The sequence below is a fragment of the Paraburkholderia sp. J41 genome (genome assembly GCF_905220235.1).
In the GTDB taxonomy this organism is placed as follows: Bacteria; Pseudomonadota; Gammaproteobacteria; order Burkholderiales; family Burkholderiaceae; genus Paraburkholderia.
Genome location: NZ_CAJMZE010000007.1, coordinates 1 through 13,454, shown reverse-complemented (window position 1 = coordinate 13,454; position 13,454 = coordinate 1). Strand labels below are relative to the sequence as shown.

Below are 13,454 nucleotides of genomic sequence, written 5' to 3'. Positions count from 1 at the left end.
GGCGCGAAAGGCCGATGGCGCAGATGCAAAACGTACCGACTACGTACTGATTGATCGGCTTATTGGCGCGCTTACTTGCCGCCGACCTTGGCCGCTTCGTCGAGAATCGGCTTAGACGTGACGGCGGCGTTCTTCTTCGTCACCAGCACGGAAGGCACGAAGGTGAAGGGCGGCACCTGCTCGCCGGAAAGATACGCCGCCACGTTCGCCGCCGACTGCTTGCCGATCTCGTATGGGCGCTGTGCGCCGACCGCGCCGGCCGGCGAGCTGGGGTCTGCGACCATCTTCACGACATCCGGGCTGCCGTCGATCGCGTAGGTCTTGATCTCGTTGCGCCTGGCCGCCTGCACGGCCTGCGTCGCGCCGATCTGCGGCACGTCCCAGCACGACCAGATCGCGTTGATCGAGCCTTTGGTCGGGTACTTGGTGAGCATGTCGGAGACGTTCGAATAAGCGCTTTGCACCGTATTCGGAATCACGTCGCGCAGTTCCGGCTGAATGATCTTGACGTCGGGGAACGCGCTCAGCACGTACTTCATCTGGTCGTAGCGAATTTTGCAGACGGGCACGCTATAGAAGCCGTTGAAAACCAGCACGTTGCCCTTGCCGCCCATGTCCGACACCATCTGCAAGGCGATTTCCGCGCCCAGATCGTAGTTGTTCGAGGTCGTCACGTTGAGCGAGTAAGGCGTGGCCGTGTCGATGGTGAACAGCGGAATCTTCGCCGCGCGGATTTTCTCCAGCCACGGATCGAGGACCTTGACGTTGCCCAGAATTTCGATGATGGCGTCGGGCTTCTGCGCGATCAGCGTTTGCAGTTGCGCGATTTGCGTCTGGTCCTTGCGGCCCGCGTCGAGCGCGATCGCGGTGCCGCCGAGGCGCTTGATTTCGTCCTGTGCGCCGCGGAAAGCCATCAGGTCCCAGTAGTGGTCGGTACCGGTGATCGACACGCCGATGCGCTTGCCTTTGAGCGAAGGCTCGGCGTGCGCGGGCTGCGCGGCGAAGGCGAAGGCGGCCACGAGCGCGGCGGCGAGCGGAAGGATGCGCAGCGCGCGGGGAAGCGTTGTTGCGGAAGTCGGGTTTTGCATCGTTGTCTCCTTGGTTATGGTGTGCCTAGTCGCGGTGACCGTAGTTGCCCATGCGCGCGATCACGTTGTCGATTTCCTCGTGGGACAGCAGCGGCGGGTCTTCGACCTGAAGACACGTCAGATACTGGTGCGCCAGCGTTTCGACTTCGACGGCCAGCCACATGGCCTTGTCGAGCGACGAACCGGTGGCGATCATGCCGTGATGCGCAAGCAGGCACGCTTTGCGGCCTTCGAGTGCGGCCAGCGCGTTGGCCGAGAGTTCTTCGGTGCCGAAGGTGGCATACGGCGCGCAGCGGATGTCGCTGCCTCCTGCCACGGCAACCATGTAATGGATCGGCGGAATCGGGCGTTCGAGAATCGACAGCGACGTGCAGAAAACCGGGTGCGCGTGCACGACGGCATTCGCATCAGGGCGCGCGCGCAGGATGTCGAGATGGAAGCGCCATTCGCTCGACGGCTGACGCTTGCCGCGCGGCTCGCCGTCCATCGTCAGAAAAACGATGTCGTCGGGCTGCATCGCATCGTAGGGCAGGCTCGTCGGCGTAATCAGCATGCCGTCTTCGTGCCGCACGCAGATATTGCCCGAGGTTCCCTGGTTGATGCCCAGCGCATTCATGCGCCGGCAGGCGTCGATAATCGACTGGCGGGTCTTGAGGTCGTGTTCGCTCATGTTGTGTCTCTCTTGACTGTGCCTTACCAGGACGTGTAGCCGCCGTCGATCGAAACGATCGAGCCGGTCATATAGGACGAGGCGGCCGAGGCGAGAAACACCACCGCCGAGGCGATTTCGGCCGGCTCGCCGCAACGGCCCATCGGCGTCATATCCATCCAGACGTCGAAGAGTTCAGGGCGCGCTCGCATCGCGAGGGTCATTTCCGTGCCGATATAGCCGGGCGCGAGCGCGTTGACGCGCACGTTGTCCTTCGCCCATTCGGTGGCGAGCGCTTTGGTCAGCATGTGCACCGCGCCCTTGCTGGTCATATACGACGCCGCCGTTTGCGGCCGGTTGACCACGAGCCCCGACATCGAGCCGAGATTGACGATGCTGCCCGCGCGTTGCGCCACCATGTGCCGCCCGAACGCGCGCGACATCCAGAAGGTGCCGTTCACGTTGATGTCCATGACCTGGCGCCATTCGTCGTCGGGCGTGTCGAGCACCGGGTTCAGTCGCGCGATGCCGGCGCTGTTCACGAGCGTGTCGACACGGCCTTCTCCGGCAACAACTCCGTCGGCGACGCGGCGCACGGCGTCTGCGTCGGTGACGTCGACGGTGTAGATAGCGGCCTCGATAGCCTCTTCGCGCAGCGCTTGCTGTGCGCGTTCGAGCGCGCCGGCATCGCGGTCGAGCAGGATGGGGCGCGCGCCGCACTGGGCGAGCGCGCGCGCCGACTCGTAACCGATGCCGCTCGCGCCGCCGGTGACGACAGCCTGCGTTCCGCGAAGATCGAAACGCTCGGGATAGCGAAGCGGAGTAGACGACATGTATTTCCTCGGTGAGCGGGAAGTTTAGTACCGACTGATCGGTACAATAATCGGGCAAAACACGGCCTTGCGGCGAAGTCTTGCGGGCGAAATTCAGGTGCAATGGTGCGGCGGCGGGCGCGCGGAACAGCTTCAGGCGGAAGGAAGCGGGACTTTCTGCATGAGGGTTCGTCTCCAATATCGTCGGTCTTTGAAGACCTTGACGTGGTAGTTACCAGTTGGTTATAACCAGAATCATGGTCAACGTCATTCGTCCTGTCAAGATGAAATTGACCCTGGGCGCATAGGCGGGACATGGCAACCGACCGGATAACCGATAATTGATACACCAGCACAGACCGACCGTATGACAGACATCGCAGAATCCATCGATCTACACGAACTTCTCGGCGGACCCGAGCAGTTCGATCGCTCCAGCGCGCTTCCGCTTTGGGTGCAGGTCAAGAACGTGCTCGAAGCCGCGATCCGTCATCCCGGCGTGAGCGCGCGGGCGCGGGTGCCGTCCGAGCAGAATCTGTGTGAACTGCTGGGCGTGTCGCGGCCGATCGTGCGGCTCGCGCTCGACTCGCTCGTCAAGGCGGGGCTTATTACGAAGGTGCCGCGGCAGGGCATTTACGTCGCCCCGCGCAAGACCGACGTGGATTTCGCGTCGATGAACGAAAGCCTGTTCGCCGAAATCAGCCGCGGCCACAAGGTCACGACGCGCGTGCTCGCAATGGAGCGCGAGCGGCCCACGCCGCGCGAGCGCGACATGCTCGCGCTGCCGCCCGGCGCGGACGTGTTCCGCCTGTATCGCCTGTATTCCGTGGACGATGTGCCGACTGCGCTTTCGTGGCTGATGCTCGCCGGTCATCGCGTGCCCGGCATCGAGGCGTTGATCGCGGACAACGTCTCGGCCTATGGCGTCATGCGCGAGCGCTACGACTTGCGCATCGAGTTTTCCGAGCGCTGGTTCGAGGCGGCGGTGCCGAGCGAGGAACAGGCCGCGCTGCTGCAACTGAGCGGTCAGCCGGTGTTGTCGATCGAATCGGTGGGGCGCACCGGCGACCGCCAGCCGCTCGAATACTATCGCTGCCTCTACAGCACGGCGTTCAGCCGTATCCACGTAACGGCGCAGACGCGCGCGCTGCCGCCAGCATCGACGTAAGCGCGGTTTCTACGCGGTCGGCGCGCGGTCGGTGTAAACCCGCGCGCGCCCACAAATGCTTTGACGCATATCGTAGGCCGCTTTACTGTACCGATCAGTCGGTACGAAGCGATACGAACACCGATCCGGGAAAAGACCTATGAGACACGACGCCTCGCCGCTCTGGCAGCCCTCGCCAGACGCATTCGAAAGCTCCCAGCTCGCGCGGTTCGCGCGCAGCAACGGCTTCGATCCAAAGGACTACGAAACGCTGCATCGCTGGTCGATCAGCGATATCGACGGTTTCTGGAATGCGCTGTGGGATCTCGCGGGCGTGATCGGCACGCGCGGCGAGGTGGCGTTGCAGCGTGCCGGCGACGGCGAAATGTTCGGCGCGCAATGGTACCCGCAAGGCGAACTCAATTTCGCGGAAAACCTGCTGGTGGGCGACGACGCGCGGCTTGCCGTCATCGAGGCGAACGAAAGCGGCGTGGTCGCGCGCATCGCGATGGGCGAATTGCGCGAGCGCGTCGCGCGGGCGCAGCGCGGCTTGCGAAAGCTGGGCGTCACGAAAGGCGATTGCGTCGCCGGCATCTTGCCCAATAACGCCGATGCGCTCGTTGCGCTGCTCGCCACGGCTTCGATCGGCGCGATCTGGGCTTCGTGCTCGCCGGACTTCGGCGCGCCCGGCATCATCGACCGCGTGGGCCAGGTGCATCCCAAAGTGATCGTCGCCGCGCGCTCGTATGTGTACGGCGGCAAGCACTTCGGTATCGACGACAATCTGCGCGCGGTGCTCGCAGGCATGCCCGGCGTGCGCCATCTCGTGATTGCAGGCGACGATGCCGCGCCGCTCGAAGGCGTTGCTGCGCACAGCCTCACGTGGCGCGAACTATGCGGGGACGCAGCGGGCGCGGCGGCGGCCAAAGTCGAGTTCGAGCGGGTGCCGTTCTCGCACCCGCTCTATGTCATGTTCACGTCGGGCACGACCGGTCTGCCGAAGGGCATCGTCCATACGACGGGCGGCGTGATTCTCCAGCATCGCAAAGAGCATTTGATGCATTGCGACGTGCGGCCCGGCGAAGTCATGAGCTGGTACACCAACACCGCCTGGATGATGTACCACTGGCTGATCTCGGGTCTCGCGAGTCACGCGGCCATCGTGCTCTACGACGGCGCGCCCATCGTCAAGCGCGCGGACGGGCTCGACTACGGCGTGCTGTGGCGGATCGCGGAAGAGGCCGGCATCGCGCACTTCGGCACCAGCCCACGCTATCTCGGCTCGCTGGCGGAAGCGGGTTATGCGCCGGGCGAGCGGCACGATCTGAGGGCGCTGCGCGCCGTGCTGTCGGCGGGCGCGCCGGTCACGCCGGAGCAATTCGACTGGCTCTACGCGGCGGTCAAGCGCGAGATGATGTTCGCGTCGATTTCGGGCGGCACGGAAATCATCGGCTGCTTCGTGCTGGGGTCGCCGCTGCATGCGGTATATCGCGGCGAAATCGCCTGCAAGGGACTCGGGCTCGCGGTGGACGTGCTCGACGAACGCGGCGCGTCGGTCATCGGGCGCAAGGGCGATCTCGTCTGCACCGAGCCGTTCCCCAGCATGCCGCTTACGTTCTGGGGCGAAAACGGCGACGCGCGCTATCGCGCCGCATACTTCGAGGCGCGCCCCGGCATCTGGACGCACGGCGATCTCGCGGAGCAGAATCCGCGCGGCGGCGTGGTCATCTACGGCCGCACGGACACCACGCTCAAACCCGGCGGCGTGCGCATCGGCACGGCGGAGATTTATCGCGTGATCGATACGCAGCCGGAAATTCAGGACTGCATCGTATTCGGCCGGCCGGTGGGCGACGACGAGGAAATCGTGCTGTGCGTGGTGATGAAGCCGGGCTTCGCGTGCGATCCCGCGCTGATGGACCGCCTGCGCGCGGAAGTGCGCAAGAAGGCGTCGCCACGCCATGTGCCGCGCGATATCCACGCGGTCGCCGCGGTGCCCTACACGATTAATGGCAAGCGCGTGGAAGGCGCGGCGCGCTCGGCGGTCGCGGGCGTGGCGGTGAAGAATCTCGGTTCGCTGTCGAACCCCGAATGCCTGGCCGAATTCGCCGCGCTCTACGCGAAGGAGCCCGCGTGAACCGGCACTCTCTCGGCGCGATCGCGGGCATCGCCGAACTGAAGTCGGTGCGCCGTACGCAAGGCGCGACCACGCTGCAATTCATCGCGCAGGCCGTGCTGCGCGCGGTCGAAGACGCCGGGCTGGACAAGGATGCCATCGACGGATTACTGGTCGGGCCGCAAGTCGGCGAGACGCCGCAGCATGTGCCCGCCACGGTTGCGGAATATCTCGGCATCGAACCGCGCATGTCGAACGTGGTCGATCTCGGCGGCGCGAGTGGGGCGGGCATGGTGTGGCGCGCCGCGGCGGCTATCGAGGCGGGCATGTGCGAAGCGGTGGTGTGCGTGCTCGCGAACGTGCGCGAGGAAGTCGCGCCGCGCTCGCCGAACCGCAATCCGATCCGCGAGTTCGACGTGCCGTTCGGCGCGTCGGGCGCCAATATTTCCTACGCGTTGCCGATGCAGCGCCACATGGCCGAATTCGGTTCGACGCCCGCGCAGTTCGCGCGTATCGCGTCCATCGAGCGGCAGAACGCGCAACGCAATCCCGATTCGATTTTTTACGGTCATCCCGCGAGCGTCGAGGAAGTGCTGGCGTCGCCGGTGATCGCGAGTCCCTTGCATCTGTTCGAGATCGTGATGCCGGTGGCGGGCGGTTGCGCGCTCGTCGTGACCAGCGCGCAGCGGGCGCGGACGCTGCGGCATCCGCCCGTGCATCTGCTCGGCGCGGGCGAAAAGATCACGCATCGCGCCATCAGCCAGATGCCCGTGCTCACCAGCGGCCCGCTCGGTCCGGCGATGCATCAGGCGCTCGCCCGCACGGGTTTGAGCGCGCGCGACGTCAGCCTGTTTTCGCTGTACGACTGCTACACGATCATGGTCGCGCTGACGATGGAAGACGCGGGCCTGTGCGGGCGCGGTCAATTCGGCCATTGGATGGACGAACACCGCTTCGGTCACGACGGCGATTTTCCGCTCAACACGCACGGCGGCCAGCTCGGCTGCGGTCAGGCGGATCTCGCGGGCGGCATGGCGCATATCGTCGAAGCGGTGCGGCAGCTTCGCCACGCGGCGGGCGACCGGCAGATTGCCAACGCGCAGACCGCGCTCGTCACCGGCAATGGCGCCACCGTGAGCGAAGCCGTTGCGCTCGTTCTGGGAGCAGACGCATGAACGACATCTACAGCACGCTCGACGTGCCCGGCCCGATTCCGACTGCCATCAGCGAGCCGTTCTGGAGCGCGCTTCAGCGCGGCGAATTCGCCTTGCAACGCTGCGAATCGTGCGGCGAGGCGATCTTCTATCCGCGTGCGCATTGCCCGCATTGCTGGAGCGAAAAGCTGACGTGGCGCACGGCGAGCGGACGCGGCACCGTGAAAAGTTTTTCGGCGATCCATCGTCCGGGGCATTTTGCCTGGAGCGCGGTTGCGCCTTACGTGATCGCGTTGATCGAGCTCGAAGAAGGCCCGACGATGCTGTCGCAATTGATCGTCGACGCTCCCGCCGATGCGCGCGTCGGCATGCACGTGACCCTGCGCGCGGTGCAGATCGGCAAGTACACGCTGCCGTTTTTCGAGCCGGCGCGCGAAACGCGGCAGGAGACATGATGCAAGACACCCGGACAAACGACGCGTGGCTGCTCGACGGCGTGCGCACGCCGTTCGGCAAATATCGTGGCGCGCTGGCGCCGTTGAATTCGCTCGAACTCGGCCAGCGCGCCATCGGCGAAATGATCACGCGGCATCCGCAGGCGAGAACGCCCGACGCGGTGCTGATGGGCTGCGTCGTACAGGCGGGGCTCGGCCAGAATCCCGCGCGCATCGCCAGCGTGCGCGCAGGCGTAGCGCGGATCACGCCCGCGCTCACACTCAATAGCGTGTGCATTGCGAGTCTCGAAGCCGTGTGCGACGCGACGCGACGGATTCGAAGCGGCGAAGGCAAAAGCTATCTCGTCGGCGGTTTCGATTCGATGACGCGTGCGCCCACGCTTTCGCCGTCCGGATTCGATCCTGCCGATGCCGCGCCGACGCGCAGCGCGCTCGACAGCGACGGCTTGCGCTGCGCGCTCACCGGCGAATCGATGGGCGTGCTGTCCGAGGCGTGCAACAAGGAGTTGGGCATCGGCCGCGAGGAGCAGGACGAATGGGCCTTGCTTTCGCAACTGCGCGCGGCACGCAGCGCGGCATGGCGCGAGGAGCGCGAGATCGTCGCGGTCGAAACGACTGACGGCATCGTGACTTCCGACCAGGGCATTCGTGCGGATTCGACGCTCGCGAAACTTTCCTCGCTCAAGGCGGCGTTCGGCGATGGCGGCACCATCACCGCCGGCAATGCCTCGCAGATGTCGGACGGCGGCAGCGCGGGTCTCGTGGTCGGCAGCGCGGCGCTGGAGCGCGGCGGCGCCACGCCGCTCGCGCGCATCGTCGATTGGGGCTGGGTGGCCGGCCCCGACGCCACGCTGCATCTGAAGCCCGCCAACGCCATTCGCAAGCTGCTCGACAAGCGCGGCCTGAAGCCGTCCGACATCGACCTGTACGAAATCAACGAAGCCTTCGCGGGCGTGACGATCGCCTCGGCGCGCGCGCTCGGGCTGCCCGACGACGTCGTCAACGTGAACGGCGGCGCGATCGCGATCGGTCATCCGCTCGGCGCTTCGGCGTTCCGGCTGCTGCTCACGCTCGCGCTCGAACTGCGCCGCCGCGGTGCGCGGCGCGGCATCGCCTCGCTATGCGGCGGCGGCGGGCAGGGCATGGCGGTCCTGATCGACAACCCCGCGCTGTGACCTCGCACGGCGACGTGCGTTTCGTCGCCACACATCGACAACCGGAAACTGGAGAACATCATGAGCGACAACAACGGCTGGACCCGCACGCTGAACGGCATGCCCGCGGCGGGCGCGAGCGCCGAGCGCAGCAAGACCATGAGCATGCGCGATATCGAACTGTTCACGCAGATCAGCGGCGACCGCAATCCGCTGCATTACGACGAGGCGCTGGCGAAGGCATCGCCGTTCGGCGGATTGATCGTGCAGGGCGGCGTGACGTCGGGAATTCTGAACGCGATCGTGGCCGAATCGTTGCCCGGTCCCGGCTCGGTTTTTCTCGGCATGGAACTGAAGTTTTCGAAGGGCGTGCTGGTCGGCGACACGGTCACGGGCAAAGTGACCGTCAAGACCGTGCGCGAGGATAAGCCGATCTGCACGATCGAAGTGAGCGTGACGAACCAGCACGGCGACATCTGCCTGAGCGGCACGGCTACGACTTACACGACGCCGCTCAAGCAGGACTGAATCCGGGCATCACCGCAACTGCATCACGGCAACCGCAGCATCGAAACGCAACACCGAGGACACGCAATGAGCTGAAGCAGCACCCACGAAAAAATACAGGAGACGGCAATGACGGCAAGAGTGGCGGACGGTCAGGTCATGACCGGCCAGGTAGCGGCGGCGGAACACCGCAAGGTGGCGGTCGCGAGTCTGGTCGGCACGGCAATCGAGTGGTACGACTATTACTTGTACGGAACCTGTGCGGCGCTGATTTTTCCGCACCTGTTTTTTCCGTCGATGGATGCGTGGGTCGGCACCATCGCGGCATTCGCCACCTATGCGGTGGGTTTCATCGCGCGGCCCGTGGGCGCGGCCGTATTCGGCCACTACGGCGACCGCGTGGGCCGCAAGACGATTCTCGTGCTGTCCTTGTGGATGATGGGCGGCAGCACCATCGCCATCGGTTTTCTGCCGACTTACGACAGCATCGGGCCGTGGGCGGCGGTGCTGCTGAGCGTGTTGCGTCTGGTTCAAGGTTTTGCCGTGGGCGGCGAATGGGGCTCGGCGGTCGTGATGGCGGTCGAGCACGCGCCCGCCAACCGGCGCGGCCTGTTCGGCTGCTTTCCGCAGATCGGCGTGCCGGCGGGTCTGCTGCTATCGACGCTGGCGTTCTTCATCACGTCCGTGAGCATGAGCAGCGCCGATCTGATGGCGTGGGGCTGGCGCATTCCGTTCATTGCGAGCATCGTCATGGTAATGACCGGCATGTTTATCCGCCTGAAACTACACGAATCGCCGGTTTTCGAGCAGATGAAGCGGCGCAACGAAGAAGTGAAGGCCCCGGCGATGGAAGTGATGAGGTCGCATCGCCACGCGCTGTATCTGACCATCGGGATGAAGCTGCTGCAAAACGCGGTGTTCTATCTGTACAGCGTGTTCATGCTGAGCTATATCACCGGCACGCTGAAAATGGACCGCGCCGTTGGGCTTGGCGCGATTCTGCTGTCCAGCGTGATCGGATTCGCGACCTTGCCGGCGTGGTCGTATCTGTCGGACCTGATCGGGCGCAAGAAGGTGTATCTGTTCGGCACGATTGCCTCGACCCTGTTCATCGTGCCGTTCTTCTGGATGGTGAACACCGGCTCGGTCGTGCTGGTGGTGATCGGCATGGTGATCGGCCTGAACGTGCTGCACGACGCGATGTACGGCCCGCAGGCGGTGTACTTCTCCGAGCTGTTCGGCACCAACGTGCGGCTGTCGGGCGCGAATATCGGCTATGCGGTGGGCGCGGTGCTGTCGGGCGGTTTCGCGCCGATGATCGCCACGGCGTTGCTCAAGTGGAACCACGGCGGAACGTGGGGCATTTGCGCCTATCTCATGGTGCTCGGCCTGATTAGCGTGGTCTGCACGCTCATGGCGCGCGAGACCTGGCAGGACCGGCTCGAACAGGATACGCGGTGACGATTTTCGAACTTTCCATCAGCAACATGACATGGGTACGACCTTGAGCGCCATGCCCGGGCGGGCATGGCTGCTGAACCGGCTCGGTCCGGTCGCGACGATTTCGCTCGCGCAACTGTTCGGCACATCGCTCTGGTTCAGCGCCAACAGCGCCGCCGACGATCTCGCGCGCGTCTGGCACGCCAGCGCCACCGACATCGGCTGGCTCACGAGCGCGGTGCAGGCGGGCTTTATTTTCGGCACGCTCGGCATGGCGCTTTCCGGTTGCGCGGACCGCTTTCGCGCGAGCGCGGTTTTCGTGGTGGGCGCGCTGCTGGGCGCGATATTCAACACGGCGTTCGCGTGGTGCGCGCACGGCGTCGTCGCGGGCGCGGCGCTGCGGTTCTGCGTGGGCATTTGCCTCGCGGGCATCTACCCGATGGGCATGAAGCTGATCGTGAGCTGGTCGCCGGAGCGCACTGGCGCAGCGCTCGCGCAACTCGTCGCCATGCTCACGCTCGGCACCGCGTTGCCACATGCGCTGCGAATGGCGGGTGCGACCTTGCCTTGGCAGGACGTGATCACGGCGTCGTCGGTGCTGGCGTTGTGCGGGGCCGTCGTGATCGCACTGCTGGGCGACGGGCCGCATCTGAAGACGAAGGCGCCTTCGGCGGACGGCGTGCAACCGGCCGCGCCCGGCGTGTTGAGCGCGTTTCGCTACGAAGCGTTTCGCTCGGCCGCATTCGGCTACTTCGGGCATATGTGGGAGCTGTATGCGTTCTGGGCGGTCGTGCCGCTGTTTCTTGCCAGGGCGTCGATCGCTTCGGCGCTGCATCTGCATGGCGTGTACGGCCTTTCGTTTCTCGTGATCGGCACGGGCGCGCTGGGATGCATCGTCGGCGGCGCGCTGTCCAGACGCATCGGCAGCGCGAAGGTCGCCGCCGGTGCGCTCGCGTTGTCCGGCGCGTGCGCCGTGCTGTTCGCGCTGAGCTGGCGAAGCGTGCCGCCAGTTTTGCTGCTGGCGCTGCTGGTCGTGTGGGGCGCGGCCGTTATCGCCGATTCGCCGCAGTTTTCGGCGCTCTCGGCGCGAGCGTGTCCGCCCGCGCTGGTCGGCGGTGCGCTGGCGATCCAGAACTCGATCGGTTTTGCCATTACGGTGGTGTCGATTCCGGCGACGACGGCGCTGTTCGAGCACATCGGCCTCGACGCCGCCTGGGTGCTGGTGCCCGGCCCGCTGCTCGGGCTGATCGGGTTCCGTGCGGCGCTGAAGCGAAACATAGCCTGACGGTACAATGACACGCACTGAATCAAACGGTCGATCGCGGCATCGCGCAGGCGGCTGATTTACAAGGGATCGAGATGGGGACGTCAGAACCACGCGGCGAAACCGGCCAACGCGAGCGCATCCTGAAGATCGCCGCCCGACTGTTCGCGGAGAAGGGTTATCACGCCATCGGCATGACGGAACTCGGCGAAGCCGTGCAACTCGGGCGCGGCGCGCTGTATCACCACATTCGGAGCAAGGAGGACTTGCTCTACGACATCTCGCGCGAATACATTGCCGATCTCGCCGACTTCGCCGAAAACGAGGCGAGTGCCGAGCCCGACCCGCGCAAACGCATCGTGATGCTGGGCAGGGAACTCGTGCTGAAGATCGCGGCCAACCAGGCGGAACTCACGGTGTGTTTCCGCGAGATCAATTCGCTCACCGAGCCGCGCCATTCGGAAGTGCTCACGCTGCACCGGAAATACGAACGGGCGTGGCGCGACACGATGGTGGACGGCGCCGACCTCGGCGTGTTCCGTCCGTACGATCCGATCGTGCTGAAGGGCGTGCTCGGCATGTACTTCTACAGCTATCTCTGGATGCGCGCGGACGGGCGTTTGTCACCGCTGCATATCGCGGAGCGCCTGAACGAACTGGCGCTGCGGATGGTGAGTTTCGAAGGCTAGCGATAGTATCCGGCGTATGCCGCTTGGCGCGCGCCACTCGCGCGCCGATAGCAAGGTCGATTTCAGCACCGCGCCAAGGCTGTCCGCAGCGGCGGCGGTCACATCATTAATTTAACATAAATGATTTTATCGATTTTCTTCGTTGTAGCGGCTAAGTTGTAATGTCCGCTTCTAGCTAAGTTCAGATGTCCGCTTTTCGATCCGTCGTAAGCTGATCGGCCGCTGGAGATCCAGCGCCGGAGGCTTCTTCGATGGCAGAACGGATCACGATGACGATGCGAGAACTGGACAGATTCAAGGTTATCCAGGACGTGGCGGACGGTAAGCTGAAGCCGTGGTGACCTGCCCCCTGCAAACAGGGCCAGCTGGAGTCTAGTAAAGTTCGTTTTTGGAGAAGAATACGAACATGCAGAAGCGCTTTACGGAACAGCAAATCATCGGGTTTCTGAAGGAAGCCGAGGTCGGTATGCCGGTCAAGGAACTGTGCAGGAAGCACGGGTTCAGTGACGCGTCGTTCTACACCTGGCGCGCGAAGTTCGGCGGCATGGAGGTCTCGGAAGCCCGCCGGCTCAAGGACCTCGAGGTGGAGAATGCCCGGCTGAAGAAACTGCTGGCCGAAGCAATGCTCGATATGGAAGCGTTGAAGGTCGTCGTCAAGGGAAAGCCCTGAGCCCGCAAGCCAAACGCGAGGCAGTGTCGGCGATTCGGGAGAAGGTCAACCTCTCCGAGCGCCGCGCCTGCCGGCTTGTCGGGCTGTCTCGCAGCGTGCTGCATTACGACGCGAAGCCGGATCATGAGAATGAGATGCTAGCGGCGCGTCTGGTGGAGTTGGCGCACGGACGTCGTCGATTCGGTTACCGCCGACTGCATGCCCTGGTGGAGCGCGAAGGCACGCACGCCAATCACAAGCACATCTATCGCCTGTACCGTGAGGCAGGGCTGCTGTGCGGCGCCGTCGCAAGCGCCACGGCGTAATGAT

General features: G+C 64.7%; 12 protein-coding genes and 1 pseudogene. 10 read left to right on the top strand and 3 right to left on the bottom strand.

What is annotated here, in order from left to right:
• Nucleotides 1-71 precede the first annotated feature (71 nt).
• The 3 genes from U5805_RS09005 to U5805_RS08995 are packed head-to-tail and all read right to left on the bottom strand — an operon-like array spanning nucleotide 72 to nucleotide 2,570.
• A complete protein-coding gene (locus U5805_RS09005) occupies nucleotides 72-1,088 on the bottom strand; it encodes a sugar ABC transporter substrate-binding protein (RefSeq protein ID WP_322103128.1) in 1,017 nt (338 codons plus the stop codon).
• A gap of 25 nt (nucleotides 1,089-1,113) precedes the next feature.
• The gene (locus U5805_RS09000; RefSeq protein ID WP_322103127.1) at nucleotides 1,114-1,758 is read right to left on the bottom strand and encodes an L-fuculose-phosphate aldolase; all 645 of its coding nucleotides are present in this window, start codon (nucleotides 1,756-1,758) and stop codon (nucleotides 1,114-1,116) included.
• Between the two features lie 23 nt (nucleotides 1,759-1,781).
• The gene (locus tag U5805_RS08995; protein ID WP_322103126.1) at nucleotides 1,782-2,570 is read right to left on the bottom strand and encodes an SDR family NAD(P)-dependent oxidoreductase; all 789 of its coding nucleotides are present in this window, start codon (nucleotides 2,568-2,570) and stop codon (nucleotides 1,782-1,784) included.
• Nucleotides 2,571-2,916: 346 nt separating this feature from the next.
• Between U5805_RS08995 and U5805_RS08990 the strand changes: the two genes are divergently transcribed.
• From U5805_RS08990 to U5805_RS08945, 10 genes and pseudogenes are all read left to right on the top strand, one after another.
• On the top strand, nucleotides 2,917-3,717 hold the full coding sequence (locus U5805_RS08990; RefSeq protein ID WP_322103125.1) for a GntR family transcriptional regulator: 801 nt from the start codon (nucleotides 2,917-2,919) through the stop codon (nucleotides 3,715-3,717).
• 139 nt (nucleotides 3,718-3,856) lie between these two features.
• Entirely contained in the window at nucleotides 3,857-5,833 is a 1,977-nt protein-coding gene (locus U5805_RS08985) for an acetoacetate--CoA ligase (RefSeq protein WP_322103124.1), read from the top strand.
• Nucleotides 5,830-6,987, top strand: a complete 1,158-nt coding sequence (locus U5805_RS08980) for a thiolase family protein (RefSeq protein ID WP_322103123.1) — start codon at nucleotides 5,830-5,832, stop codon at nucleotides 6,985-6,987. Before U5805_RS08985 ends, U5805_RS08980 begins: the two co-directional genes overlap by 4 nt.
• A complete protein-coding gene (locus U5805_RS08975; protein ID WP_322103122.1) occupies nucleotides 6,984-7,421 on the top strand; it encodes a Zn-ribbon domain-containing OB-fold protein in 438 nt (145 codons plus the stop codon). Before U5805_RS08980 ends, U5805_RS08975 begins: the two co-directional genes overlap by 4 nt.
• Nucleotides 7,418-8,596 carry a thiolase family protein gene (locus tag U5805_RS08970; protein ID WP_322103121.1) on the top strand — a complete coding sequence of 393 codons (1,179 nt, stop codon included), beginning with the start codon at nucleotides 7,418-7,420 and terminating at the stop codon, nucleotides 8,594-8,596. Before U5805_RS08975 ends, U5805_RS08970 begins: the two co-directional genes overlap by 4 nt.
• A 60-nt stretch (nucleotides 8,597-8,656) precedes the next feature.
• Nucleotides 8,657-9,103 (top strand): MaoC family dehydratase, encoded by a 447-nt coding sequence (locus U5805_RS08965; protein ID WP_322103120.1) that lies wholly within the window; start codon nucleotides 8,657-8,659, stop codon nucleotides 9,101-9,103.
• 108 nt (nucleotides 9,104-9,211) lie between these two features.
• Entirely contained in the window at nucleotides 9,212-10,543 is a 1,332-nt protein-coding gene (locus U5805_RS08960; RefSeq protein WP_322103119.1) for an MFS transporter, read from the top strand.
• Between the two features lie 31 nt (nucleotides 10,544-10,574).
• Complete coding sequence (locus U5805_RS08955) at nucleotides 10,575-11,807, top strand: MFS transporter (protein WP_322103118.1); 1,233 nt, start codon at nucleotides 10,575-10,577, stop codon at nucleotides 11,805-11,807.
• Nucleotides 11,808-11,881: 74 nt separating this feature from the next.
• Nucleotides 11,882-12,475, top strand: a complete 594-nt coding sequence (locus U5805_RS08950) for a TetR/AcrR family transcriptional regulator (protein WP_322103117.1) — start codon at nucleotides 11,882-11,884, stop codon at nucleotides 12,473-12,475.
• 406 nt (nucleotides 12,476-12,881) lie between these two features.
• Nucleotides 12,882-13,454: pseudogene (locus U5805_RS08945) on the top strand (transposase); the annotation flags it as partial.

Coding starts and splice junctions, on each gene's coding strand:
- U5805_RS08965 (WP_322103120.1), top strand. CDS start 8,657: ATGAGCGACAACAACGGCTGGACCCGCACGCTGAACGGCATGCCCGCG.
- U5805_RS08950 (WP_322103117.1), top strand. CDS start 11,882: ATGGGGACGTCAGAACCACGCGGCGAAACCGGCCAACGCGAGCGCATC.
- U5805_RS08955 (WP_322103118.1), top strand. CDS start 10,575: ATGGGTACGACCTTGAGCGCCATGCCCGGGCGGGCATGGCTGCTGAAC.
- U5805_RS08970 (WP_322103121.1), top strand. CDS start 7,418: ATGATGCAAGACACCCGGACAAACGACGCGTGGCTGCTCGACGGCGTG.
- U5805_RS08975 (WP_322103122.1), top strand. CDS start 6,984: ATGAACGACATCTACAGCACGCTCGACGTGCCCGGCCCGATTCCGACT.
- U5805_RS08985 (WP_322103124.1), top strand. CDS start 3,857: ATGAGACACGACGCCTCGCCGCTCTGGCAGCCCTCGCCAGACGCATTC.
- U5805_RS08995 (WP_322103126.1), bottom strand. CDS start 2,570: ATGTCGTCTACTCCGCTTCGCTATCCCGAGCGTTTCGATCTTCGCGGA.
- U5805_RS08960 (WP_322103119.1), top strand. CDS start 9,212: ATGACGGCAAGAGTGGCGGACGGTCAGGTCATGACCGGCCAGGTAGCG.
- U5805_RS08990 (WP_322103125.1), top strand. CDS start 2,917: ATGACAGACATCGCAGAATCCATCGATCTACACGAACTTCTCGGCGGA.
- U5805_RS09005 (WP_322103128.1), bottom strand. CDS start 1,088: ATGCAAAACCCGACTTCCGCAACAACGCTTCCCCGCGCGCTGCGCATC.
- U5805_RS09000 (WP_322103127.1), bottom strand. CDS start 1,758: ATGAGCGAACACGACCTCAAGACCCGCCAGTCGATTATCGACGCCTGC.